The organism is Pseudomonas libanensis (assembly GCF_001439685.1).
Lineage (GTDB): Bacteria > Pseudomonadota > Gammaproteobacteria > Pseudomonadales > Pseudomonadaceae > Aquipseudomonas > Aquipseudomonas libanensis.
This window is the reverse complement of record NZ_JYLH01000011.1, coordinates 184,541-209,127: the sequence shown is the minus strand read 5'-3', so window position 1 is coordinate 209,127 and position 24,587 is coordinate 184,541. Positions and strand designations below refer to the sequence as shown.

Sequence of the window (24,587 nt, the reverse complement as noted above, 5' to 3'; positions counted from 1 at the left end):
CCTAGGCTCTTCATTTAGCAACAGCCATGCTCAAGTGTTCAGCGATAGGACCCAGCGCCAGCGTCGGCAGGAAAGTCAGGCCGCCCACCAGCAAAATGGTCACGGTCAACAAGGTGACGAACAGCGGGCCATGGGTGGGGAAGCTGTTCTGGCCAATCGGTGCGGCCTTCTTCATCGCCAGGCTGCCGGCCAGGGCCAGTACCGGGAGGATGTAGCCAAAGCGGCCGATCAACATGCCCAGGCCAAGCATCAGGTTATGGAACGCGGTATTGGCGCCGAGGCCGGCAAACGCCGAACCGTTGTTGGCGCTGGCCGAGGTGTAGGCGTACAGCAACTGGCTGAACCCGTGGGGGCCGGGGTTACTGATGGCACCTGCCGGGCCTGGCAGGCTGGCGGCGATGGAGCTCAGCACCAGCACACCGACCGGCATCACCAGCAGGGTCACCACCAGCAATTGCACTTCCTTGGCCTGGAGTTTCTTGCCCAGGTATTCAGGAGTGCGGCCAATCATCAGGCCGGCGAGGAACACCGCGATCAACACGTTGAGCAACATGCCGTACATCCCGGCACCCACGCCGCCGAAGATCACTTCGCCGACCATCATGTTAACCAACGCCACCATCCCACTCAGGGGGCTGAGACTGTCCTGCATGCCGTTGACCGAACCGTTGGACGCCGCGGTGGTGGTCACCGACCACAGCACCGTGCCGGTGGTGCCAAAGCGTGTTTCCTTACCTTCCAGTGGCGCGGTTTGCTCCACCGCCGGGTTGTTCAACGTTGGATTGGGCTGGTATTCGGACCACAGCGACGTCGCGCCGCCGATCAGGAACAGCGCCAGCATGCAACCGAGGATGGCACGGCTCTGACGCAGGTCTTTGACGTAGTGGCCAAAGGTAAACACCAACGCTACCGGGATCAGAATGATCGAAGCCACTTCGAACAGGTTGGCCCAGGCCGTCGGGTCCTCGAACGGATGCGCCGAGTTCACACCGAAGAAGCCGCCGCCGTTGGTACCCAGTTGCTTGATCGCAATCTGGCTGGCCGCCGGGCCCAGCGGAATCACTTGATCCACGCCCTGCATCGTCACGGCATCAATGTAATGGGCGAAGGTTTGCGGCACGCCCTGCCATACCAGGAACAGCGCCAGCACCAGGCACAACGGCAGCAGGCCGTAGAGGGTGGCGCGGGTCATGTCGACCCAGAAATTGCCCAGCGTCTGGGCAGATTTGCGACCAATCCCACGGCATAAGGCGACCAGGACTGCTAGGCCAGTCGCCGCACTGACGAAGTTCTGCACAGTCAGGCCGACCATCTGGCTGAGGTAGCTCAGGGACGCCTCACCGCTGTAGTTCTGCCAGTTGGTGTTGGTCATGAAACTGACGGCGGTGTTGAACGCCAGGGTCCATTCCTGGCCCGGCAATTTCTGCGGGTTGAGCGGGAGGGAGCCTTGGAACAACAGGATCGAGAACAGCAGTAAGAAGCCCGCGAGGTTGAATGCGAGCAAGGCCAGCATGTACTTCTGCCAGCTTTGTTCCTGCTGTGCATCCACACCCGACAAGCGATAACAGGCGTTTTCCACCGGCCCCAGTACCGGGCTGAGCCAGGTACGCTGGCCTTCCATCACCTTGTAGTAGAACCGCCCCAGGAACGGTGCCGGCACCAGTACCACGGCAAAGAAGGCGATGATCAGCCAATAGTCATAACTGTGCATAGCCCTGCTCCTAGTTCCGATCCGCGCGTAACAGCGCAACCAGCAGATAAATGAACAGCGCCACGGCCAATAGCAGTGACACCCCGTCCAGAACGCTCATGGAAGTTTCTCCGTCTTGCGGCGATTGCCGCGTGTGGGGGCATTGTCCGCAGATGGGGCGTAAAGGAACGAGGGCGAGGCGCTGGGCAGGGCGTAAAGATGGCGTAAAGAGTGGGTTTATGCGGGGTTTACAGCGGAATTTGCAGTGGCTGGGAGGGCCTCTTCGCGGGCAAGCCCGGCTCCCACAGTGGAATGCATTTCAAATGTGGGAGCCGGGCTTGCCCGCGATGGCGGCAGGTCAGACACCACCGCCCTTATCTGGTGCACGCCAAGCTCCATTCAAACGCCAAACCGTCCCGCAGACGACACAAGCACTGCTTTGCGACAGGGTTTCGCAGCCTGGCATAACCACTGCAACACCTTGAATCATTCCAAACCGTTCAGGGAGCACCCCACAATGAACACACAACTCAAACCCACCTTGGGCACCCTGCACCTATGGGGTATCGCCGTCGGGCTGGTGATCTCCGGCGAGTACTTCGGCTGGAGCTATGGCTGGGGCGTCGCCGGTACCTTGGGTTTCCTGGTGACCTCATTAATGGTCGCCGCAATGTACACCTGCTTTATCTTCAGCTTCACCGAACTGACCACCGCGATTCCCCACGCAGGAGGCCCGTTCGCCTACAGCCGTCGCGCCTTCGGTGAGAAAGGCGGCTTGATTGCCGGCCTGGCCACCTTGATCGAATTTGTCTTCGCCCCGCCCGCGATTGCCTTGGCCATTGGCGCGTACCTGAACGTGCAGTTCCCGGCACTCGACCCCAAGCACGCCGCCGTCGGCGCCTACATCGTGTTCATGGGCCTGAACATCCTCGGCGTCAAACTGGCCGCTACCTTTGAGCTGGTGGTGTGCGTACTCGCCGTCGCCGAACTGCTGGTATTCATGGGTGTGGTTGCCCCGGCCTTCAGCTTCAGCAATTTCGCCCTCAATGGCTGGGCCGGTTCCGACACCTTCGGCGCGCCGGCGATTGCCGGGATGTTTGCCGCGATCCCCTTCGCCATCTGGTTCTTCCTCGCCATCGAAGGCGCGGCCATGGCGGCCGAAGAAGCCAAAGATCCCAAGCGCACGATTCCAAAAGCCTACATCAGCGGCATCCTGACCCTGGTGATCCTGGCCATGGGCGTGATGTTCTTCGCCGGTGGCGTGGGCGACTGGCGCACCTTGTCGAACATCAACGACCCACTGCCCCAGGCGATGAAAACCGTAGTCGGCGAAAGCTCCGGCTGGCTGCACATGCTGGTATGGATCGGTCTGTTCGGTTTGGTGGCGAGCTTCCACGGCATCATCCTCGGCTACTCGCGCCAGTTCTTCGCCCTCGCCCGCGCCGGCTACCTGCCATCTTTCCTGGCCAAACTGTCGCGTTTTCAGACACCCCACCGCGCCATTATTGCAGGCGGCGTGGTCGGCATCGCCGCCATCTACAGCGATGGCCTGATCAACCTGGGCGGCATGACCCTGACCGCCGCCATGATCACCATGGCCGTTTTCGGCGCCATCGTCATGTACATCATGAGCATGCTCAGCCTGTTCAAACTGCGTAAGACCGAGCCACTGCTGGAACGCACCTTCCGCGCGCCGGGCTACCCCATCGTGCCGGGTATCGCATTGGTACTGGCCGTGGTGTGCCTGGTGGCGATGGCCTGGTTCAATGTGCTGATCGGGTTGATCTTCCTGGGCTTCATGCTGGTGGGCTTCGTCTACTTCCAACTCACCGCACAAGACCGCGCCGATGCCCCCGCGGATGCGATGTTGACAGGACTATAGAGCCGGCGAGGCAGAACGGGCCTACAATGAACTACTCAGAAAGCCCGTTACTCAAAGCAGTTATCACCGTAGAAGAGTTCTTCGACGGTTATCTGCCTCAAGGAGAGCCCTTATGCCGTGGTATGCGTGGTTGATTATGGTGGTAGCGATCGGGTCGATCGTCGGTGGGCTGATGATGCTGCGTGACAGCGCCAACAAAGTGGAACTCACCGACGAACAACGCAAGCGCGTGGTCGAGCGCAATGCGCAGGCGGATGCCAAGGATGCGCAGGATCGCTGAACCTTGAGTTACTCCCAAACCGCCTTGGCAATCTGCAACCCGTGCTGCCCCTTGTAGGCAGCACGTTCCGGTTGGCTCCAACCGCTCAGCAACTCATTCTCCAACCTATAGATTTCCACCCCCAACGGACGACACACCGTCAGCGGATCCTGTGCATCCGGCCCCCACATCGGCAGCGACAAATCCCCACCCGGGCAGGTCGACAACGCGCACAGCAAATCAATCTCGGCAAAGAACTCCAGGTAATCGCCCTTCTGCGCCGGACAGGCTTTCATAAAGTACATGTCATCGTGATTGAGGCCCGTGCACTGGAAAATATTCAGCACATCATGCACGTCGAACTCCGTCAGGCCATGGGGCAGTACTGCGCGGGTCAGGTTCGAGTGGCAGTGGTGATGGAAATCCTCACCGGTCAGCATACGGTTCACATAAGGGTCGCAACGCGTGCCAAGCAAATCGTGCAGGCGCCCGCCGTGCTCATCGATGCCGTAGTTGGCGAGGCTGTCGTCGGTGATGGTGACCAAGGGTCTTAGAAAGGGCAGGTTCGACCACAAGCGATCATGGGTGCTGACATGGGCGCCTTGCAGCTGTCGGGTGCGCGCAGCCCACAAGCGTTCGCGCGGGTCATTGGCATTCCAGACGTTGAAGTCGCCTACCTGCGGTCCAACTGGTGTGGTCACACGGAACACGTGCCCGGCCGGTACTTTCCATGCCCTGCCCGTACGGATCGGTACCTCGAACTGTTCGATCAATGTGCGCTGATCCTGGCGATCGCGGATACGCTCATAGAACGCCTTATCCACCTGCAACGCGGAACCTTTGCTGACTTGGTAAGCGGCGGGATAGTCTTTGTACATTGGGCAATCCTCCATCAAGGGTGATCAAACAGGGCGAGGGAAAGGTGTTCGGAATCGTCCAGGTAAAGGCTCATTGCTTCGCTGGCAGCCTGGGTTTGGTTGCGAGTTAACAGCGCATATATCTCATGGTCGCGCTCCAGCCAGGGCGACTGGAAACGCTGCTCGTCAGGCGCGGCGCAGAACGCCAGGCGCAATTGGGCGATCACCTGGGCGAAAAACTCATCGAACAATGGGCTGCCCATCAACGCGACGATCTGTTGGTGGAACATAAGACTGTGGGTGGCCACGGCTCGCCAATCTTCACGCTCACGAGCCAGGGTGGTGGCCTCAATAGCGCTGTGCATACGCCCTGATTGAGCGCCCGTCAGCGGGCCGCTTTGGGTTATGGCCTGCAATTCCAGGGTGCGGCGGACTACAAACAGATCGCGAACTTCCTCCCTCTCCAGGCGCCGAACCATCACACCCTTATTACGTACATAGCGAGTGAGGCCCTCCTGGCCCAGACGATGCAGCGCTTCACGGATAGTGTTGCGCGAGGCGTTGTAGGAGTTGACCAACTCCGCCTCGATCAGCGGCATACCAGGTAATAGCCTGCCGCCGATTATGTCAGCGCGTAGTTCCAGGGCGATTTGATCGGCTAAAGACATGCTGAGCGTCATCACTACCTCAGGATTGTTGAACAATCATTGAGTTGGATGTAATCACGTTTCATGCCAATAGGGGGCGACGGGAGTCTCGGATAACGGAAAGGCCGGTCAATGACCGGCCTTCAGGGCTGTATCTACATCCTCAGTTTATTACCAGCCTGTCGCGATTCTTCTCCAGCAACGCCTTGCCGATGCCCTTTACTTCCAGTAACTCATCCACCGCCGTGAACGGACCGTTGCTTTCGCGATAGGTGATGATTGCCTTTGCCTTGGAGGCGCCGATACCAAACAAATCGCGCCGCAGGGTTTCGGCGTCGGCGGCGTTGAGGTTGACCTTGGTGGATTGCTCGGTTTGTGTCATTTGCACAGAAATAGGGGATGGTGCTTCTGGTTTAGCAGAGGGAGCAGCAGTGGCAGCAACCGAAATGCTGGTGAGGAAAGCGAAGAACAGGGAAGAAACATACGTGTTGTACATTGATGAAGCTCCTTAACATCGTTGATGTGAAAGCAGCTATTCCAAAGCTGCTTTATCAATCTAGGTGATGTTGGAAAACTGTCAAAAATGAGAGCGTTACAATGTGTGATCGGCGTAGTGTCAGGGCAACGTTTTGAACGTTTGAAATCAAGCGCCCCCCCAATACATATAGGCCGATCGTAGGCCCATTACTATCCCCGGGGCCAAAAGCAAGACAAGCAGCGCACGTGAGGTCCCCTTGGCAGTGTTTAGAAACATTAGATAAATAAAAGGTATAATTATAAACGCAGGCTGCATGATCCTCATAAGGTCTTGGTGAGAGTTAACAGATGTAACCGATAGCCCCAAGAAAAATAGGGCAATGCAAAACATCCTATTCAGCATGGCATTCTCCACACTTGAAAAATATAGATTAAAATATTTTCGCCAAGCCGATAAAACTATCAGCGCCAATACAAACAAGAACACATACGCATAAACAAACAATCCAGCATTGGTCTCGCTTTCCCAATTGCCGTCACCCGAAACAACTACTTGCTTTAAATACCCAACAACCAAAGACCCCATCAATCCGACAAGCAACGAAATTGCATACTTTGTAGGAACTGAAAGCCTAGGGAAGCGATCAACAAAAATAAATATGAAAAAAACTACCACCGCCAAAATGCCGCTGGAGTAATGAAATAAAATTGACAGGGCTACAAATAATACCGCAACAATAAATCGAGAACTCAACATCCCCAGAAATAGCAATGTAAATGCCATGTGAGACCTCCATACCCATAGCACAGAAGCGTAGGAGGGGTACCACAACGAATATATTAAGACTGACAGAAGGACGAAAAATGCAGCTTGAAGGGCGTTTTTTTCAATCTTGCGCGCCGCGCAAAAAACAAACAACATCAAAAATGCAAATACTAGAGACATGGAAGCAAATGCAAAAGACTGCAGATCAATAATAATCGAGTTGAAAATAGTATAGACCGAAAGGTATATACCCAACTCTAACTTACCTGTTTCCTCCGTCAAGCTGGTGGCGAAACCCAGCACATCTTCTGAAAGCAACTCATTGTAGAAAAAATAATAAGCCCTGGCATCAGTAATTGTTTCATTATCATTTACGATAACTGAAAACAAATAAGCACACCCCATCATGAGCGTGAATGAGAGCAGCAACATGACAAACGCGGCGAGCGTGGTTTTCCGCACACTTAACATAACTACCACTTAAGGAAAAGATGGATTATACCTTGGTAAAAGCGTATTTCTTTATAGGCGCCAAGCGTACACGACAACTTCAAAAAATTACCCAGCGCTTCTTTCTTTCTAATACTAGCAATATTTCTAAAACGTGTACATTCAAGTGCTGTGATCGCTGACGTATATTCCGGGCACTCACGGTAGGCCTGCAGAATTTTCATTTGGTGCTCATACATCAAATCTAGCTGCTTAAGGGTGTTCTCGGCGTGCTGCCGATATTCCGCAACCAACTCAGGAAGCGCTTGCAGATATCCCTTAGAAGCACTCGTCAACTTCAACCACATATCCCAATCCTCAACACGCGTATTGGTATTGAAACCGCCTACGCTGCGCAAGGTATCAAGTCTGAGCATGCCTGCGGCTGCCGGCACCTGCGCTTTAAGCATGATAACGTCACGAAAACTATACCTTCCAGACCCGATACGCGTGCTGGTACGGCGACTCTCATCGTCTATCAGGTAAATCGAACCAAACGCAGCTACGCAGTCTGGCTGACTTTCTAGATATTGAATCAGAAACTCAGTTTTTTCAGGCAGGATGCTGTCATCCGACGCCAATGCTGAAAAATACTTACCCTGGGACCATTCAAGAGCCGTATTTAGAGTCGTTGATAACCCTTGATTTTCTTGAGCTATATAGGTGAACCTTACAAATCGTTGTTCACAAAGCGGCAAAAGATCTTGAATGAAACTTCTTGATAAATCAGAAGACCCATCATCTATGATAATCAGTTCAATATTTTCATAGCTTTGATTTATGACACTTCTAATGCTTCTTTCTACAAATTTCTGATGATTATAAACAGGAATACACATACTAACTAACGGTCCAGCGCTTTCCTTTTCAAGCAACATGCGAAACTCCCAAATACCGTTCAAATACGAAGCAATACATCACAATCAAATAAATTAAATAGTTAACTGCGTGCGCGATGGCAACGCCTTCAAAACCAAACACATTGAGAAAGACAATAGTGAGCAGATAGAAACTTAGCGAAAAGACAATCTCTGTAATCACGTAAAGCTTCACCAGAGGCTTGCTTAACATGATATAAGCCAGCAACCAACCGCAAGTTTTAAACAAGTCCCCTACCAACTGCCAAAAAAACAAATCCCGCATTGGAGTAAATTTTTCGGTAAATAGCAGAGCGATGATAAGATCACGCAATCCAAAAACGACTAGGCCACCTAGTATTACCAAAGGAACGAGCAACTTAAGACCAGAAAGCACTTCCCGCTTTAGTATAGCCTTGTCATTTTCAGCTGAAAGCCGCGGTAGGAAATAAACACTCAAGGTCGTGGTAATCAGTAAAAGATAAGCAGCGCTCAATCGCCACATTGCCTCCCAATACCCCGCTTCCACCCAACTCAAATTTTCTCCCAAATAGTTACGCACCAGAATATGGCTGATCGGTACGCATAAGGCAGACGTCAACGCCATTAGCGTATATTTAGCTAAATTCGCAGAGGTAGCATAATCAACTTTGCCGAACAGAAACTTAAATTTGAACCATGTCAAGCGGAGGCAAAATATTAAAGTAGCCAAGAAGCTCAGCGATTGATAAATGGCCAACCCAACCAGCGCACCATACAAGCCAAGCTTCATCGCAAGCAGCGCTGTTACAATGAGCGAGAATAGGCTACCTGATATATTCGCTAAAACGTATCTGACAATTTCCCGTTTGCCGTTCAATATAGCTAGCAATAAGGAGTTTAACGAAAAAAACACCAAGGCTAATGAAAACCACACAAATACACCGGCAAAGCTGGCATCTTTGAGAAACCAAAGTGCCAGCTCTTCCGAGAAGATCAGAATCAAAATACTCAGAAAAATCGAAGCGCTGACGGATATCGTGCCTGCGGTACGCCAAACAACTCTCTGTTTTTCTGCATCCGATTCATATTCAGCAGTGTATTTAGTAACTCCTGTGTTAATAGCGCCACTTGCGAATGTCGTTATCATTTGGACAGCATTTTGAAACTGCCCAACCGCCGCATACCCAGCAGGACCAACGTAAACTGCAAGTACTTTATTAATACCCAGCAGCGCTATCATCTTGATAAGTACCGCAACGCCATTCAGCAAACTGGTTCGTATAAGGTTCATTTCATCGATCGCTGAAGGAAAAGCTATTACACGCTTTGATAACAGCGTTGACGTCAGCCATTGTCATTGTCGGGCCGATAGGCAGGCTCAGGACCTGCTGATGAATCAACTCAGAGACCGGAAAACTTTTCTCATTCAACTGAGGGTAAGCGCTCTGTTTGTGTGGCGGAATAGGATAGTGAATTAAGGTCTGCACACCACACGCGGTCAAATGCTGCTGCAGCTCATCACGCTTATTACTCCGAATGACGAATAAATGCCAGACATGCGAATCGAAAACCTCAGCATCGACAGACGCCGATAACGGCAATTCAATATGAGGGTTCTTAATATTCTTCAAATAAGTATTTGCAATGGCCTTACGTTGTTGCGTGTGCTGATCAAGATAGCGGAGTTTCACGCCTAGCATCGCCGCCTGTATTTCATCCAACCGACTGTTAACGCCCTGATACAAATTTTTATAACGTTCATGAGAACCGTAATTGCGTAAAGCTCGTAACGTGTCTACCAGTTCAGCATCATTGCTGGTAACCGCACCACCATCACCAAGCGCTCCCAGGTTCTTCCCAGGATAGAAGCTGAAACCCGATGCATTACCCCAATTTCCAGCCTTGCGCCCTTGAATACTCGCACCATGAGCTTGTGCAGAGTCTTCAAGGAGCAATAAATCATGCTCTTGGGCAATGGTAAGAATCGCCGGCATATCAGCCAGCTGTCCATATAAATGAACGGCAATAATCGCTTTGGTTTTTGGTGTAATAGACTTCAAAATATGCTCGGGGCATAGGTTGAATGTCTGAGGGTTCGGTTCAACCAATACCGGAACTAGACGATTTTCTGTAATAGCCAAAATACTAGCAATATAGGTATTAGCCGGGACAAGGACTTCATCACCCTCTTTCAGCTTACCCAGCTCTTTCCACGCGCGCAGGGTCAGGATCAGTGCATCGAGACCGTTTGCTACCCCAACACAATATTTAGTACCACAGTATTCCGCAAAGGCCGACTCGAAGTCTCGCAACTCGTTACCGGCAATGTACCAGCCGGAGTCGATAACTCGCTTACAAGCCGCGAGTAGCTCCCCACTCATTTCGGAATTCACAGACTTCAAATCGAGAAAACTGATCATTTATAACTCCATTCGGTAGAAATCATGCACAACGGCTCGCGCACCAAAACCTTCTTTTTGCGAAACAAGCCCTTCATTGAGCACCTGGCCGCCATCTTCCGTAGAAATACCGAAGCTAAAATATTGTCGGTTACCGTACACATCGCTGATTAAATTATTCAAAACAAAATCCAAAGCACCTACTTGCCTGCCCGCATCACTGGCTGCCAAATATTGCGTATGCACGATGTGTCCAAAATCAAAAACCATCGCAGCAGCCAACAGTTGACCTTCCAGCACAGCACCAAAGACCTTTATATTCTCTGGGAAGCGTGACATTAAAAGTTCAATTTCGGACAGCGAATGAACAGGCTTAGAGTCGAAGCGTTCCAATATTTTAGACAGCAGCACATGAAAATCGGCAGTGCTTACCGAAGAACTGAACGTAACAGCATTTTTCTCGGCTTTCTTTATGACACACTTTCTAGAGTCAGAGAGCTTAGGCGCCCGAGCAATCTCTATCACTGACGAAACATCACGACGAAACAACTTCGCATTATTCCTGAACAACGCGTAAAGATCCTCTTCTGCGGGATAGCGCGTAAATACAGAGGGGATGCACTTGTACACCAGATCCACGGCACCGAGATCTTTATAGTGTGCCTTTAATGCTTCAAATATATCCAGCATTGCTTTGCAACCAACATCTTTCAGAAAAATAATACCGGCGTAGGTCAGGCCAGAGTGACTGAAAATCGTCGTATCAATAATATTTGCTGGAAAAATCGCAACCACACGATTTTTCTTATAGATCAACACCGACACATCATTGAAACGAGCTTCATGATAGCGAAAGTACTGAGTCAAGTGGATAAAGTTACCATTCTTTGAATGCTCAACTACGTAATCCCAATCTTTACTCAGAGAGGCATCGTATCTCTTCAGTTCATACATCTGGCTTATTGCCTATATTGATTTCCATTACACATAGCCCATCCAAATGACCGGCCATTTCAAACCCTACTTTCTGATAAAGCTTTATCGCGCGAATATTATTAGGGCTAACCTTGAGAAATACGGATGACACACCGATGGAAAGCGCAAAGGCAAAGATCTCCGTTATTATCGATTGACCGAGACCTTTCCCCCATAATTCTTTTTCGCCAAGATAACCCCAGTACTCGGCACGCTGATCGATAATGTTCTTTAGACCTGCTGCGCCCACTTTTCGACCGAAATACTCTAAACCGAAGATTCGATAGTCATCCCTATCTACCAGCGAATTGAAAAAACCAATTTGCTGTTCATCCGTGAAGCTGGGCGTTTGCGTTAACTCTTTAATTTCAGGATCACGAAGCCACTTCCCGCTTAAAGCGAGATACTCTTCATTATAAGCGACCAATTTGATCATGGCCTTATTCACTTATCAACTTACAAAATTCTGTATAATCTCTAATATAATCACTTTCTTCATAAGGCTCACTAGCGAGAACCAGAAGTACGCAATTTTCGCTAAAATCGTGCATTTCTCGCCAAGTAAGACCCTCAATTAAAATCCCCTTGGTGGGGCAATCGAGGACAACTTCTTCCCTGCTACGGCCATCGTCCAGTACCATCCTGCACTGACCAGCCATGCAAATTGCTACTTGCTTAAGATTATGGTGCGCGTGGAAGCCACGACTGACACCTTCGCCGGTATGGTAAATATAGTAGACCCGCTTAATTTCGAAAGGGATCAACTTCCCTTGTTCAATAGAAACCAAGCTACCTCGGTGGTCACCAAGTTTTTGAAATTCAATCCACTTAACTAGACTCACGCTGCCCCTCCATGCCATATCAGTGATAACGTAGTACACGTACTTCAGGTCCAACGCCGCGCTAAGCTTTACGTTACTTCTACTGATTGACCTATTGCTTGCCGGTCAAGCTCTGCAGTCGAATATGCTTATTGCCAGACAAGTCATCATCAGCGCCCTGTCGGTCGTAGATCTATTCGATCATGACCGTCCTGCCTCGGCAAGAACCATAGGCTACCGGGAGGCTCAGACCTCATCCACTGGCCAACGTGCAGAAAACCTGAAAGCACTAATGCAGCCCCTTCGCCGCCCCCTGCTTGGAGCCCTCGCTCTAGCCTGGAAAGACCAAGCTTCCTTGCTGAACATACAGATAGCGGGTAAAAGACTGAGATTACTTTTTTGGACAGCGATTCTATCACTTGGATGACAGCAAGACATCCCTGGCTGGAGCACTTTCTTATGCCCCAATCCTGAACGCCGACGATTCGCTTTACTGCGGGGGCTGCTCAAGGCAATGCTCCTCTTGCAGGTGTCCGCCCTACGGCTGCGAAGAAGCATTGAACAGACACAAAAAAACCCGCCGTAGCGGGTTCTATTTCTATTTCAATGTCATCCCTGACAGTGCTTGAGAGCCGTAAAACTTCAGCTCACCGTCCTGCCACCACGCTGCAAAATTTTCACCAATACCTCCTGGTTCAACCGCCTGGGTGGTATCTACAGCAAAAGGTTGACCTTGACTCGATACGGAAGGCAACGACAGAAAGCCCATAATGACGCAGCCTTTTGGAGAAACACCCGGCGCAGCATTGCGTCGCTCGAGTACCACAGACCCCAGCGACCAATCACCCGTCTGTTCAACGAATACGTTTTTAACGCGTACGTAGTCAACATCCGTGATCAGTACGGCCGAGTCTCCACAATCACCGTAAACGCCGTCAATTTCGACGTCATAGCTGCCGACGCCAAAAATATCCACTAGTTGACCCGTTACATTATCGCCAACGTTGTCAATGAATTTGTTGTTACCGTAGGACGTGACAAGCTCATAGCAGTCTTCTGGTGCGCCATCCACCCAGCACTCTTTGATTGTCAGACCAGACGTCTCCCAAAATTCGCAGACTTCATTTCCTGCACTTTCCGAACCCTCGGTTTTCTGAAAGAAGCACTGCAACACCGTTACATCCGTCGTCCGGCGCCATTCAAAAAGGCGACGGTCCGCGACGTTACCTTCGAACGCGCAATGTTCAAATATGCATTTATCCGCGCCGTTACCGTACACAGCAGTTTGCGTTACTCCCGGAGTATAGGTAAAGCGCACATTTTTGAAGTGGCTGTTTTTGATCATATTAGGCAGTTGGCTGTAAATGTTACCGCCGGGCTTCATATAGTTGAGATCACCAATGCCAACTGCACAGCCGGAAATCAAGGTATCCTGCACAGCGACGTATTCGATCGTCCAGCCGTTACCGACATGCCAGTGAAAATGGCTGGATGTAAATGCACAACGATCAACTTCAACCTTAAACTCGCCCGCCCCGTAAGCATAGAAAACACCATTGGTTGAGGAGTTCTTCGCAATACCCGACACGATGCAGTCCGTCAGCTTGACACTCTTACCTGCAGTACCGGCCCCAAAGAAACAATAATTCGATACACCTGCGATCTCGCAGCCATACATCTCCAGCGACCCGGAAGTGAGGTAGGCAAGCAGCTCATCAGCAGCGCCGTCAGCGCCCTGGAACTTGCAACGCTCAAATACAACCGGCGTACCGAAACCAACCAGATTAATAATTGACGAGCCATTGGAAGATCCCGATGCAATTACATTATAAAAACGCACATGGTAGGTCGCCGATGGATCATTGAGAACAAAGCCTGGCTTACCACTAGCGAAGGTAATATCTTTATCTTTTATAATGTAGGGGTCTGACTGAGTGCCCGTCCCGCTGTACGCCAGTGCGGAAGCCGCCGCTTCAGAGTTAATCGTTACCTCAGCCGCTGTGGTGCGAATATCAGACGTCACACCAACTTCAGATAGGTTAGCTGGCCCTGGCTTGATCCAACCTTGGATACCGGCATTGCGGCGTACTGCCTCTGCCTTGAACATTGCTTGCACCCGTACCCCCTCGACAGAGATATCATCCAGCGAAGCCCTATTTTCGTTATTGGAAGTCATAGTTACCTCTAAATTGCCCAATCAAGTGGGCTATCAATTTCCAAGCCAGGTTGACGCAATTACCGCGTAATCTGGCCTTTTAATACCAAGCGGCATAATTTTGCCTTAACCGCTTAGCATCGCTCTTTACCATTCCAGCGATCCCAATGGCTTGCAGACATGATATGCATAAACGCATTAAATATCAATGCATTTATGCATATCTCAAGAAATGAGCTAGTCCCTGGCACCCAAGCCCTCGCCCTCCAGATCCCTGAGCAGCACGCTTAAAGCCACCCTCGCGCGCAAAAAAAAGACCAATCAGAGACTGGTCTTTTCGTTCAAGCTTGATTTCGTATTTCAGCTCAAGGCTCTAGTCGACGCTGTTGGTAAATCCAGTCGACAATTTCACCGTCTGGCGCGTAGCCACTGACTGTGTCGCGGAGTAATTTACGCACTTGACTGTAATCATCTTGATCTACCGCTGCCAGCAACTCGGTCAGCTTAGCCTTGAGTACATCCCAAGGCAGGTGATCTTCATTGGCGCTCATAATCATCGGATGCGGGGTGGCAACAACGTTATCCCCTATCAGCAACTCTTCATACAGCTTTTCGCCAGGACGCAAACCGGAAAACTCAATAGATATATCTCCATGAGGGTTCTTATCCGAACGAACACTGAGCCCGGAGAGGTGGATCATTTTCTCAGCTAGCTCAACAATTCTCACCGGTTCACCCATGTCCAACACAAACACATCGCCCCCAAGTCCCATAGAGCCCGCTTGGATCACTAACTGTGCGGCCTCTGGAATGGTCATGAAATAACGTGTGATCTTTGGATGGGTCACGGTCAATGGCCCCCCGGATTTGATCTGCTTGTGGAACAACGGGATAACCGATCCTGAAGAGCCCAGTACATTTCCGAAGCGCACCATGGTGAAGCGTGTTTTGTTGACGTGGGATACGTTTGATTTATCACCAAACAGCACCAGCGCTGGTTCACGGCTGAGCGCCTGCAACGTGAGTTCTGCTAGGCGTTTGGTGCTGCCCATGACATTGGTGGGTCGAACAGCCTTGTCAGTCGAGATAAGCACAAAGTTTGCCACGCCAGATTGAAGCGCCGCTTGCGCAGTATTCAAAGTACCGATCACATTATTTAGTACGCCTTCGGCGATGTTGTGTTCGACCATCGGTACATGTTTATACGCTGCTGCATGGTAAACCGTGTTGACTCGCCATGTTCTCATAACATCCAGTAATTTTGACTGGCTGCGCACCGAGCCAAGTATGGGCAGTAATTTTACGGGCAAAGACTCTCGCGTTATCCGCTGCTCCAGCTCAGAAAGAATGCTGTAGAGGTTGTACTCGCTATGCTCGAATAACAGCAACGTTGTAGGACATAGTGAAAGTATTTGCCGGCACAGCTCAGAGCCGATCGATCCGCCGGCACCTGTCACGAGAACGCATTGCCCCTTTATGCAATGTTCGAGCAATTCACCTTGTGCGGGTACTGCATCGCGACCCAGCAAATCGGCAATATCGACTTCCTGAATATCATCGACTTTGACTCGTCCGCTGGCCAGGTCCATGAAGCCCGGAACACTGCGTACATGGAGCGGAAAACCCTCTAAAAACCCCAGTATTTCACGCCGACGCCCGCGATTAGACGACGGTATCGCTAGCAGTATTTCTTGAGCTCCGGTGGAATCGATCATGCGCTGGATATTCTTAGGCTTATAAACCTGCAGGCCGGAAATGACTCGATCGGAGATACTTGAATCGTCATCAATGAACGCCACAGGACGCATCAATCGCCCCATGCGCAAAGCCGCAACCAATTGATTACCGGCAGCACCAGCGCCATATATTGCTACGCGCGGCAAGCCATCTTCACGACTGGTGAAAGGCACATGCTGAGCAGCGGCAAACCAGTCGCCAAGGAAATACTGGCGCATCGCTAAACGCAATCCACCCACCATGATGAGGCTGAGCCACCAATAATTGAAGACAATGGAGCGCGGGACCACATTCTGATGGTTACTGTACCAATAGACGACCACCCCCAAGATCAGGGATGAGAGGCTTACAGCCTTGATTATCGCTATCAAGGCATCATTACCAAAGTAGCGCATGACAGCGCGGTACATCCCGAAGCGGATAAATAACGGAATAGCTACGACAGGTGCACTGAGAAACAACCATCGATGCTCGCTGAAGGGATTGATCATTTCGTCTATACCCAAACGAACGACGAAAGCCATCCATAGCGCCAGCCACACAAGGACGACGTCGGTCATCACCTGCAGAATCCGTTTCTTACGGCGAGGAAGACCCAGCAAATATGTCCGTATCGTATCCATAAACCCTTTAAACACCTCTTGGAGCGCCTGACGCAACATTCACTCTGTAACAATCATTAAAACATTTTGCGCGAATGCCGACCTTAAAACTAAGCGTTTTTTTCCAACGCGCCTGCGCGGTACTTTAGCGCCAGCAGTATCAGTGGTGCATAGGCGATTAACAAACCTAACGGACCATTGAGCCCCAGCAGTGCTACGCAAAGCGCTATAGGCAGCAACCAGAGTAGGTTAATCATCAATACCGACAGGGTGACCGGCAAGTGTGCCCCAACTTGGCGCGAGGCAAATTGATAAGCGTGGCTACGATGGGCCTCGTATACCTTGTCTCCACGAGCAAGCCGTCGGGCCAATGTAAATGTCGCGTCGACAATAAAGACGCCGAGCAAAATCAGCCATACCCAAAGTAAAACCGCAGAGTGCCAGGCCGCGTGCAGCGATAGCAGGCCAATGATAATACCCAGAAAGCCACTCCCAGCATCCCCCATGAATATCTTTGCCGGAGGAAAATTCCAGTACAAGAATCCGATAACCGCCATGCTCAGGATCAGCGGCAACCAGATAAGGTCTTGATAGCCTGCCAACCAGTAGACCAGGCAGGCTCCTAGGCATGCACAAACGGCCTCCACGCTTGCGAGTCCGTCAATTCCGTCCATGAAGTTGTAGAGATTGAGCATCCACACCAGATAAAAAACCGCGAGGACATGTCCTATTGGCCCGAGGTCGATACTGCCTCCCACGAAGCTGACCGGCGCAAGACCATTGAGCCAAAAAAGCGCCCAGGCGGCGGCGCTGAAATGTCCCAGCAAACGCCATCTAGCAGCAATATGCCCATGGTCGTCGAGAAACCCAAGCAGTGCAGTTACCGCCCCCGCGCCCAGTAGCGCCCACATCACCGATAACGTGATTTGGTTACCTGCCCACAACAACGGCAAAGCAACCAGGAATCCAACAACGATGGCCACCCCTCCGCCTCTCGGGGTAGGCACAGAATGAGAACTACGCGCATTCGGAATGTCGATCAAACTGCGGGTCAAAGCGTAGTAGCGCAAACACCATGTAAGAACGAGTGCCAGGATTGCAACGCACGGTGCAAGCCAGAGTAAATCTTTCATCAACAGCTCCAAATTCCGTCCCATCTAAGGACTACTTCGATTTCAGGCTTTCCTGGAAACTTCTGGCCGTTTTGCTCAGGGCCTGCGCAACGGTCAAGGGAGGCGTCCACCCCAACAAACTCCGGGTTTTGCTTATGTCGACCTGTAAGGATCCGCACAAGCGGCGCGCAACATCTTTACGTCCTAGTAGAGCGGCTCCTCTAAGCAGCAACCAAGCAGGTACTGGAATCAATCGCACTGGGGTTTGCAACGCCTCGCCCATGTGTTTGAGCAACTCAGTGGTGGACATGTCGTCATCGTCGCTGACTAGAAACGTCTGATTGGCGGCGGCAGCGTGGTCCAGGCAAGTCACAACCAGATCAACCAGGTTATCCAGGGCGACCAAACTGCGCTGGTTGGGAATCGCCCCCAAAGGTAGTGGCACACCCTTGTTCAACCAACTCATCATGCTGCGGAAATTGGCTTTGACCCCAGGTCCGTAAACCAGAACAGGGCGGATAATGACGATTTCCATCCCGGTCGCGTTGCCCAGCAACATGAGCCGCTGCTCTGCTTCCATTTTAGATATGCCATAGGCATCCACGGGCGCGGGCATGTCATCCGCAGTGTAGGGTTTGCCGGGGACTGTCCCCTCCCCATTCACCTTGATGGAGCTGATAAATATAAAGCGCTTGACGCCGGACCGGGCGGCTGACTCAGCAAGCTTCAACGTGCCGGCGACGTTTACGCTTCGATACTCGGACAACGGATCACTGGAAGCATCGGACATTATGTGTACCCGCGCAGCGCAGTGGACCAGGACGTCGACCCCCTCCAGAGGCTGGTCGCCCTCAAGCAGAAAGTCTTCTCCCACCTGCACTGCCACTGCGTTGGCCGGAAGCTTCACCCCCACGCGCCGTACAAGCGCCCTGATCTCCACGCCTGCCTGAGCTGCGAGACGTTCCAATACTGCACTGCCGACGAAACCAGTTGCGCCAGTAATCGCGTATGTCTTTTGCTGAGTCAAACCTTCTTCTCCAGTTGCCTGTAGACATCCAAGTGCTGGCCGACGATCTCTTCGATTGCGAATGCCCGCATCGCCAATTCGCGCCCCGCCTGACCAAACTTACGACGTAGCACGGGGTCTTCGATCAGCACCTGCAACTGACTCGCCAATGCCTGTGCGTCCCGAACTGGAACCAATAAGCCGGTCACGCCAGGTTCGATGGCGTCACGGCAGCCTGGCACATCCGTGGTGACCACCGCTCTTGCGCAGGCGGCGGCCTCAACTAAAACTTTCGGCAGGCCTTCCCGGTACGATGGCAACACCACAATATTCGCCGCGCCGAAGAGGGCAGCAATGTCTTTGCGGTAACCTAGCAATTCGACCAAACCCTCCTTGCGCCAGTCTTCAAGCTGCGCTGCCGAAACCGTCGCCGGGTTACCTGGGTCAATATCACCGATCAACTGAAAACGCGCCTCTATGCCATGCGCCCTGAGTATCCTCGCCGCCTCTACAAACTCAACTACACCTTTATCAAGCAAGAGACGCGCGGCGAGACATACCACGGGAACACCCTCTGGCTCCGGCACACTGGAGTACAGAGACAAATCGACGCCCGACCCTCTGATCATGACGACCTTCGACGCATCAAGTCCGCCTATGCCCAACAGCAAATCACGATCATCAGGGTTCTGGAAAATGGCCCGCAGGTTGCGTTTACCTAACGCCGCTTGATAAAAAGTGCTGACTACCTGACGGGTCAATGCTGCCTTCAAGCCTTTTGACAAAAACACGAAACCTAGCCCCGAAATAGCCGCGACGACGCCTTTAACCGGCGCAAGTCGAGCTGCGATCCCTCCGTACAGAACGGGCTTGATTGTGACCAAGTGCAATACGTCCGGTTTCAGCCGCCACAGCAACTTCCAAATGGCAAATATCAAACGCAGCTCTGCCATTGGATTTCGTCCGCTGCGAGATAACGGCAGCTCGTGATGCTCAAATCCTGCCTTAGTTATAATTTCAACGGCATGACCTGGCATACTCGCTACGTGGACACGGTAACCGGCGGCCTGCGCACCTTTTGCAACAGGCAGGCGGTGGGAAAGAAAAAAGCCCGGATCATTAACGATAAATAACAGCACAGGGCTCATGCTTGTTCTTCCAACCATGCTTGAAACATTAATATCGTCCATAAGTGCGGCTGCCAGTTGCCGCGCCCTTCCAAATGCTCTTTCCACATTTTACGGATCGAAGCAGGGTGAAAATATCCTTCCTGGTGAAGGCGCGCTTCATTAAGCAGCGATTCGGCCCATTCGCGTAAAGGCCCACGCAGCCATGCACCCAACGGAATACCAAAGCCTTGTTTTGGTCGCTCAATCAATGCCTTGGGAACATGACGATAAAGCACCTCGCGCAACAACCATTTGCCCTGACCGTTGCGAATTTTCAGTTCTAGGGGCATGCGCCAAGCCAGCTCAACAACCCGATGGTCCAGCATCGGCACCCTCCCTTCAATACTCGCAGCCATGGCTGCGCGGTCCAGCTTGACCATAATGTCATCGGACATGTAGGTCTGTGCATCCATAGCCATCATCCAGTGCTCAAAACTGTCCGTTTCGGGCCACCGGCCGCTATCGGTGAATATGGTTTTTGGCTCTTCACCGCCAATCACCACACTGGCGGGATCGCTCCAGTGACTATTAAGCTGCAGATAAAATTGATGCCCATCGGCAAGTGTCAGAACATTCGCCAGTTTGTGCGCCTTTTCACCTGGCGTACTTAGGTGCAAACGCTTGGGCAACAATGGCTTGGAAACTTGGAACAAGCTATCCCAAGTAGATGGAGACACGGAGCGCAAAAGCCCGGCAGCAGCCTTGCGGGCAACAGGTGGAAGTGACTGCATTTTAGACCAAACATTTTTGGCGCTCAGATAGCGGTTGTAGCCACCGAAGAGCTCATCACCACCGTCCCCGCTCAGCACGACTTTGAGTTGTTGCCTGGCCAACTGACTGACGAGGAAAGTCGGGATCTGGGAACTGTCACTGAAAGGCTCGCAATACATTGAGGGCAATTGCGGGATTACCGCGAGGGCATCCTGAGGGCTCACATAGAGTTCCGTATGCTGCGTCCCTAAGTGCTTCGCTACGGCCTTGGCATGTACTGCTTCATCGTATCCGCCTTCATCAAAACCAATAGTGAAGGTTCGCACGGGTTGCATGCTTTGGGCTTGCATCAGCGCTACGATCGTACTGCTGTCGACGCCACCACTGAGAAAAGCACCCAACGGAACATCTGCCAACATTTGTTGACCGACGCTGGCGAGCAACTGTGCCTCCAGCAAATCCGCAGCTTCGGTTGGAGTGCCCGAAAACGGGTTCGAAAGCCCCTTTTTCACTGCGTCATTGAGCCGCCAGTACGCTTGAGGGGGCGTTACTTTTGCGAGCGGGATATCCGATAACGGAAGCGTGACATAGTGGCCCGGCTCAAGCTTCCCAATCCCTTTATAGATACTGTAAGGGGCAGGAATGCAGTTATGTCGTAACAACAACGTCAATGCACTGCGATCAACTTCTCCCCGGAAACCTGCAAAGCCTTTGATCGCTTTGAGTTCAGAGCCAAGAAGCAAAGTGTCATCTTGCCAGCCATAGTAAAGCGGCTTCTCACCCATGCGGTCACGAGCTAACGTCAACTTCCGCTCATGCTTATCCCATAGTGCAAAGGCGAACATACCAACGCAGGCCTGTAGAGTTTTTTCTATGCCCCAACCTGCCAAGCCAGCGAGCAGTACCTCGGTGTCAGAATGACCACGCCATCCCTGTTGGGGAGCCAGTCCTTCGGTCTCAAGTTGCTGGCGAAGCTCAGCGTGATTGTAGATTTCACCGTTAAATACGATGATAAAACGTCCGAGGCTGGAATGCATTGGTTGATGGCCAGCAGCCGATAGGTCGACGATCGAAAGGCGGCGGTGGCCAAGGGCCAGTCCAACCTCTTGATCCTCCCAAATGCCTCCATCGTCAGGGCCACGATGGAGTATGGCCGCATTCATGCGCGCTACAATATCCGACAAGTTGCCTGTATTAACATTGAAAATACCGCTAAATCCGCACATTTAATGAGTGTCCTTACAAGAGGTCAACTGCTCAAGAATATTCTTAACCCGCGCTCGGACGCGGACAATAGTAAAGCCCCTCGCAATCTTCCTCACCAACGCCCATCCTGAAGTTTCAGTAATAAAGTACATACACTGAGGAAATATTATGCCTGCTCCTCTACCCCATTGGATCACTTCAAAAAGTTCGCATACCAAGGCATAGCAATTTCGATGCCTTGTTCGATATCAAACTTCGGTTCATAGCCAAGCAAGGTCTGTATCTTCCCGATATCCGCCTGCGAATGGCGAACGTCGCCCGCACGAAATTCCCGATAGACGGGCTCTTTCTCGTAAATAATACCGCTGTTCAATAACGCTTTACGCAGGGTTGAGAAAAGCAGATTCAAATCCGTGCGACCGCTGACGGCAACGTTATAAACCTGATTACGCGCTGCAGGGTCAACCACGGTTGCCGCCAACAAATTGGCTTGGACGGTATTTTCTATAAAGCAAAAATCCCGACTCGTCTCACCATCACCGTTAATGAAGACGTCTTCATTGTTTACCATCGAAGCTGTCCATTTTGGAATAACGGCTGCATACGCGCCTTCTGGGTCCTGTCGTTTGCCAAATACGTTGAAGTAGCGCAGACCGATTGTTTCAAACCCATAGCAGCGCGCGAAGACCTCCGCATAAAGCTCATTCACGTACTTCGTTACAGCATAAGGGGAGAGGGGTTTTCCAATAGTATCCTCTACTTTTGGCAAACCAGGATGATCGCCGTAAGTTGAGCTACTTGCGGCATATGTAAAGCTCTTTACAGTCGCATCCCGAGAAGCCACCAACATATTTAGAAAACCGTCTATGTTGGTAGCGTTGGTGGTGACAGGGTCATTCAGCGAGCGTGGTACGGAGCCCAGTGCAGCTTGGTGCAGTACATAATCAACGCCTCGGCAGGCTTGGTGACAGTCTTCCAAGTTGCGAATATCGCCTTTGATAAAGCTAAAACGTGCCCAACGCGCAGCCGAAACAGTGGACCGCACCTCATCAAGATTATGCTGATGCCCGGTTGCAAAACTATCCAGCCCGACAACGACTTGGTCAAGGTTTAGCAAGGTCTCCAACAAATTTGAACCAATAAAGCCTGCCACCCCGGTGATCAGCCAGGTTTTTGGTGCAGCTGGAAGCGTATGCAATAGTGTTTCGTAGCGGGTCATCAGTATTAGCTCTTTCGAAGTCGATTTAAGGGGCGATATTCAGGGCCCAAACTTTAAAGTCGGATATCCGATTCTTCACGACTCAATAAATATTTTAGGTCATAAAGGATATGCTCGGCCTTGCCAAATTTTCGAATATTGCCGGCACCAAGCTCACGAAACTCATTATGCGCCACCGCCAATACCACACCATCATAAACGCCTTGCGCTGGCGCTTTAATCGGCGTAATACCATATTCGTGTTCAGCCTCAGCAACACTAACCCAAGGGTCGTAAACATCAACCGCAATATTGTATTCGGCAAGTTCGCGTACAATGTCGACAATACGAGTATTACGAAGATCTGGGCAGTTCTCCTTGAACGTCAGCCCCATGATCAGTACGCGGGCGCCATCCACGTGTATGCGCTGCTTGAGCATAGCCTTGACCAACTGGGAAACCACATAGGCGCCCATGCCGTCATTCAGCCGACGACCGGCCAGAATGATTTCAGGGTGGTAGCCAATAGACTGCGCTTTATGGGTCAAATAATACGGGTCAACCCCTATACAGTGCCCCCCTACAAGGCCCGGACGAAATGGCAGAAAGTTCCATTTGGTGCCGGCGGCCTGAAGTACTGCTTCAGTATCAATGCCCATCTTGTTAAAAATAATGGCCAATTCATTGATAAGCGCAATATTTAAATCACGTTGAGTATTTTCAATCACCTTGGCAGCTTCGGCCACTTTGATGCTGCTTGCTTTGTGGGTGCCGGCGGTAATTATCTGATTGTAAAGCGCATCAACCAAGTCAGCAGTTTCTGGCGTGGAGCCCGAAGTAACTTTTTTTATCGTCGTAACGCGATGCTCTTTATCCCCGGGGTTAATACGCTCCGGACTGTAGCCTGCATAAAAATCGACATTGAACTTCAGCCCCGAGACCTGCTCGAGAACAGGAACACAATCCTCCTCGGTTGCGCCTGGGTAAACGGTGGACTCGTAGATGACCAAATCACCTTTTTTTAGCACCTTACCGATGCTCTCAGAAGCCTTAATCAGGGGAGTCAAATCCGGCTGATTGTATTCATCAATTGGAGTGGGCACCGTTACCACGAAGGTATTGCAATTTTCCAGCTCACTCAATTCACAGCTGAAGCTCAGTAAGCTCGCTTGTTTCAATTCTTCGTCAGAAACCTCCAACGTCGCGTCGTGCCCTTCTTTCAACGCTTGGATACGAGGCTGGCTGATGTCAAACCCGACCACCGTCCGGTGCTTGCCAAACTCCACGGCAAGGGGCAAGCCAACGTAACCCAGGCCGATGATAGCGAGTTTAATATCTTCCATTTTTTGCATAATCAAAGCCTAAATAATCCAAAGAATTCAGAGTTTTCTGGGACAGCAGTCGCTACATTACCTTGGCAGACTGCCACTCAGGTGTTGGTTTTCGGTCACCGACCTATCCCAGAGGCGAGCCTTACCTTCCATCCAATTGTTCGCTCTGTACGTGCTTCACCGCGCACAATATCCGGCTGGCAACAATACCAAAATTACGAACTGCTCCCGCGACGCCGTGCCGGTCGGTCCTTCTATA

22 protein-coding genes are annotated in these 24,587 nt (G+C 51.4%); 2 read left to right on the top strand and 20 right to left on the bottom strand.

The features are described 5' to 3' along the window. Positions 1 to 10 precede the first annotated feature (10 nt). Both kdpA and kdpF read right to left on the bottom strand, forming a co-directional pair. A complete protein-coding gene (gene kdpA / locus TU73_RS18360; protein ID WP_057013404.1) occupies positions 11 to 1,711 on the bottom strand; it encodes a potassium-transporting ATPase subunit KdpA in 1,701 nt (566 codons plus the stop codon). A gap of 10 nt (positions 1,712 to 1,721) precedes the next feature. After that, entirely contained in the window at positions 1,722 to 1,811 is a 90-nt protein-coding gene (gene kdpF, locus TU73_RS18355; protein ID WP_003218754.1) for a K(+)-transporting ATPase subunit F, read from the bottom strand. A 396-nt stretch (positions 1,812 to 2,207) separates the two neighbouring features. Between kdpF and eat the strand changes: the two genes are divergently transcribed. Then, a complete protein-coding gene (eat, locus tag TU73_RS18350; RefSeq protein WP_057013403.1) occupies positions 2,208 to 3,572 on the top strand; it encodes an ethanolamine permease in 1,365 nt (454 codons plus the stop codon). A 112-nt stretch (positions 3,573 to 3,684) separates the two neighbouring features. Beyond that, a complete protein-coding gene (locus tag TU73_RS28460) occupies positions 3,685 to 3,852 on the top strand; it encodes a DUF2897 family protein (RefSeq protein WP_082642632.1) in 168 nt (55 codons plus the stop codon). 8 nt (positions 3,853 to 3,860) lie between these two features. Here TU73_RS28460 and TU73_RS18345 read toward each other — a convergent pair whose 3' ends face one another. From TU73_RS18345 to tviB, 18 genes are all read right to left on the bottom strand, one after another. Next, positions 3,861 to 4,709 (bottom strand): urea carboxylase-associated family protein, encoded by an 849-nt coding sequence (locus TU73_RS18345; RefSeq protein ID WP_057013402.1) that lies wholly within the window; start codon positions 4,707 to 4,709, stop codon positions 3,861 to 3,863. Positions 4,710 to 4,723: 14 nt separating this feature from the next. Then, the gene (locus tag TU73_RS18340) at positions 4,724 to 5,368 is read right to left on the bottom strand and encodes a GntR family transcriptional regulator (protein ID WP_057013401.1); all 645 of its coding nucleotides are present in this window, start codon (positions 5,366 to 5,368) and stop codon (positions 4,724 to 4,726) included. A 130-nt stretch (positions 5,369 to 5,498) separates the two neighbouring features. Further along, positions 5,499 to 5,831, bottom strand: coding sequence for a ComEA family DNA-binding protein (locus TU73_RS18335; protein WP_057013400.1), 333 nt, complete (start codon positions 5,829 to 5,831; stop codon positions 5,499 to 5,501). Positions 5,832 to 5,978: 147 nt separating this feature from the next. After that, positions 5,979 to 7,010: a hypothetical protein gene (locus TU73_RS18330; protein ID WP_156421241.1), complete on the bottom strand. Its 1,032-nt coding sequence runs from the start codon at positions 7,008 to 7,010 to the stop codon at positions 5,979 to 5,981. 41 nt (positions 7,011 to 7,051) lie between these two features. Next, positions 7,052 to 7,945 carry a glycosyltransferase family 2 protein gene (locus TU73_RS18325; protein ID WP_082642631.1) on the bottom strand — a complete coding sequence of 298 codons (894 nt, stop codon included), beginning with the start codon at positions 7,943 to 7,945 and terminating at the stop codon, positions 7,052 to 7,054. After that, the gene (locus TU73_RS18320) at positions 7,935 to 9,197 is read right to left on the bottom strand and encodes an O-antigen translocase (RefSeq protein WP_057013397.1); all 1,263 of its coding nucleotides are present in this window, start codon (positions 9,195 to 9,197) and stop codon (positions 7,935 to 7,937) included. The genes TU73_RS18325 and TU73_RS18320 overlap by 11 nt, the downstream gene beginning before the upstream one ends. 1 nt (position 9,198) lies before the next feature. Then, the gene (locus tag TU73_RS18315) at positions 9,199 to 10,326 is read right to left on the bottom strand and encodes a DegT/DnrJ/EryC1/StrS family aminotransferase (protein WP_057013396.1); all 1,128 of its coding nucleotides are present in this window, start codon (positions 10,324 to 10,326) and stop codon (positions 9,199 to 9,201) included. Next, positions 10,327 to 11,259, bottom strand: coding sequence for a GNAT family N-acetyltransferase (locus tag TU73_RS18310; protein WP_057013395.1), 933 nt, complete (start codon positions 11,257 to 11,259; stop codon positions 10,327 to 10,329). It abuts the gene before it with no gap. Then, on the bottom strand, positions 11,252 to 11,716 hold the full coding sequence (locus TU73_RS18305; RefSeq protein ID WP_057013394.1) for a GNAT family N-acetyltransferase: 465 nt from the start codon (positions 11,714 to 11,716) through the stop codon (positions 11,252 to 11,254). Before TU73_RS18305 ends, TU73_RS18310 begins: the two co-directional genes overlap by 8 nt. Before the next feature lie 4 nt (positions 11,717 to 11,720). Further along, the gene (locus TU73_RS18300) at positions 11,721 to 12,122 is read right to left on the bottom strand and encodes a sugar 3,4-ketoisomerase (RefSeq protein WP_057013419.1); all 402 of its coding nucleotides are present in this window, start codon (positions 12,120 to 12,122) and stop codon (positions 11,721 to 11,723) included. A gap of 577 nt (positions 12,123 to 12,699) precedes the next feature. Then, positions 12,700 to 14,277, bottom strand: coding sequence for a hypothetical protein (locus TU73_RS18295; RefSeq protein ID WP_057013393.1), 1,578 nt, complete (start codon positions 14,275 to 14,277; stop codon positions 12,700 to 12,702). Positions 14,278 to 14,621: 344 nt separating this feature from the next. After that, the gene (locus TU73_RS18290; protein WP_057013418.1) at positions 14,622 to 16,616 is read right to left on the bottom strand and encodes a polysaccharide biosynthesis protein; all 1,995 of its coding nucleotides are present in this window, start codon (positions 16,614 to 16,616) and stop codon (positions 14,622 to 14,624) included. An 89-nt stretch (positions 16,617 to 16,705) separates the two neighbouring features. After that, complete coding sequence (locus tag TU73_RS18285; protein ID WP_057013417.1) at positions 16,706 to 17,728, bottom strand: MraY family glycosyltransferase; 1,023 nt, start codon at positions 17,726 to 17,728, stop codon at positions 16,706 to 16,708. Positions 17,729 to 17,759: 31 nt separating this feature from the next. Then, positions 17,760 to 18,734, bottom strand: coding sequence for a UDP-glucose 4-epimerase family protein (locus TU73_RS18280; RefSeq protein ID WP_057013392.1), 975 nt, complete (start codon positions 18,732 to 18,734; stop codon positions 17,760 to 17,762). Further along, positions 18,731 to 19,861, bottom strand: a complete 1,131-nt coding sequence (locus TU73_RS18275) for a glycosyltransferase family 4 protein (protein ID WP_057013391.1) — start codon at positions 19,859 to 19,861, stop codon at positions 18,731 to 18,733. The genes TU73_RS18280 and TU73_RS18275 overlap by 4 nt, the downstream gene beginning before the upstream one ends. Continuing rightward, positions 19,858 to 21,819 carry an asparagine synthase (glutamine-hydrolyzing) gene (asnB, locus tag TU73_RS18270; protein ID WP_057013390.1) on the bottom strand — a complete coding sequence of 654 codons (1,962 nt, stop codon included), beginning with the start codon at positions 21,817 to 21,819 and terminating at the stop codon, positions 19,858 to 19,860. The genes TU73_RS18275 and asnB overlap by 4 nt, the downstream gene beginning before the upstream one ends. A gap of 173 nt (positions 21,820 to 21,992) precedes the next feature. Beyond that, positions 21,993 to 23,018 (bottom strand): NAD-dependent epimerase/dehydratase family protein, encoded by a 1,026-nt coding sequence (locus TU73_RS18265; protein WP_057013389.1) that lies wholly within the window; start codon positions 23,016 to 23,018, stop codon positions 21,993 to 21,995. Positions 23,019 to 23,071: 53 nt separating this feature from the next. Further along, positions 23,072 to 24,349 (bottom strand): Vi polysaccharide biosynthesis UDP-N-acetylglucosamine C-6 dehydrogenase TviB, encoded by a 1,278-nt coding sequence (gene tviB / locus TU73_RS18260; RefSeq protein WP_057013388.1) that lies wholly within the window; start codon positions 24,347 to 24,349, stop codon positions 23,072 to 23,074. Positions 24,350 to 24,587: the final 238 nt, after the last annotated feature.

What these genes read in the sequence shown, in the direction of transcription:
- kdpA (WP_057013404.1), bottom strand. Translation starts at nt 1,711, where the DNA reads ATGCACAGTTATGACTATTGGCTGATCATCGCCTTCTTTGCCGTGGTA.
- kdpF (WP_003218754.1), bottom strand. Translation starts at nt 1,811, where the DNA reads ATGAGCGTTCTGGACGGGGTGTCACTGCTATTGGCCGTGGCGCTGTTC.
- eat (WP_057013403.1), top strand. Translation starts at nt 2,208, where the DNA reads ATGAACACACAACTCAAACCCACCTTGGGCACCCTGCACCTATGGGGT.
- TU73_RS28460 (WP_082642632.1), top strand. Translation starts at nt 3,685, where the DNA reads ATGCCGTGGTATGCGTGGTTGATTATGGTGGTAGCGATCGGGTCGATC.
- TU73_RS18345 (WP_057013402.1), bottom strand. Translation starts at nt 4,709, where the DNA reads ATGTACAAAGACTATCCCGCCGCTTACCAAGTCAGCAAAGGTTCCGCG.
- TU73_RS18340 (WP_057013401.1), bottom strand. Translation starts at nt 5,368, where the DNA reads ATGACGCTCAGCATGTCTTTAGCCGATCAAATCGCCCTGGAACTACGC.
- TU73_RS18335 (WP_057013400.1), bottom strand. Translation starts at nt 5,831, where the DNA reads ATGTACAACACGTATGTTTCTTCCCTGTTCTTCGCTTTCCTCACCAGC.
- TU73_RS18330 (WP_156421241.1), bottom strand. Translation starts at nt 7,010, where the DNA reads ATGTTGCTGCTCTCATTCACGCTCATGATGGGGTGTGCTTATTTGTTT.
- TU73_RS18325 (WP_082642631.1), bottom strand. Translation starts at nt 7,945, where the DNA reads ATGTTGCTTGAAAAGGAAAGCGCTGGACCGTTAGTTAGTATGTGTATT.
- TU73_RS18320 (WP_057013397.1), bottom strand. Translation starts at nt 9,197, where the DNA reads ATGAACCTTATACGAACCAGTTTGCTGAATGGCGTTGCGGTACTTATC.
- TU73_RS18315 (WP_057013396.1), bottom strand. Translation starts at nt 10,326, where the DNA reads ATGATCAGTTTTCTCGATTTGAAGTCTGTGAATTCCGAAATGAGTGGG.
- TU73_RS18310 (WP_057013395.1), bottom strand. Translation starts at nt 11,259, where the DNA reads ATGTATGAACTGAAGAGATACGATGCCTCTCTGAGTAAAGATTGGGAT.
- TU73_RS18305 (WP_057013394.1), bottom strand. Translation starts at nt 11,716, where the DNA reads ATGATCAAATTGGTCGCTTATAATGAAGAGTATCTCGCTTTAAGCGGG.
- TU73_RS18295 (WP_057013393.1), bottom strand. Translation starts at nt 14,277, where the DNA reads ATGACTTCCAATAACGAAAATAGGGCTTCGCTGGATGATATCTCTGTC.
- TU73_RS18290 (WP_057013418.1), bottom strand. Translation starts at nt 16,616, where the DNA reads ATGGATACGATACGGACATATTTGCTGGGTCTTCCTCGCCGTAAGAAA.
- TU73_RS18285 (WP_057013417.1), bottom strand. Translation starts at nt 17,728, where the DNA reads ATGAAAGATTTACTCTGGCTTGCACCGTGCGTTGCAATCCTGGCACTC.
- TU73_RS18275 (WP_057013391.1), bottom strand. Translation starts at nt 19,861, where the DNA reads ATGAGCCCTGTGCTGTTATTTATCGTTAATGATCCGGGCTTTTTTCTT.
- asnB (WP_057013390.1), bottom strand. Translation starts at nt 21,819, where the DNA reads ATGTGCGGATTTAGCGGTATTTTCAATGTTAATACAGGCAACTTGTCG.
- TU73_RS18265 (WP_057013389.1), bottom strand. Translation starts at nt 23,018, where the DNA reads ATGACCCGCTACGAAACACTATTGCATACGCTTCCAGCTGCACCAAAA.
- tviB (WP_057013388.1), bottom strand. Translation starts at nt 24,349, where the DNA reads ATGCAAAAAATGGAAGATATTAAACTCGCTATCATCGGCCTGGGTTAC.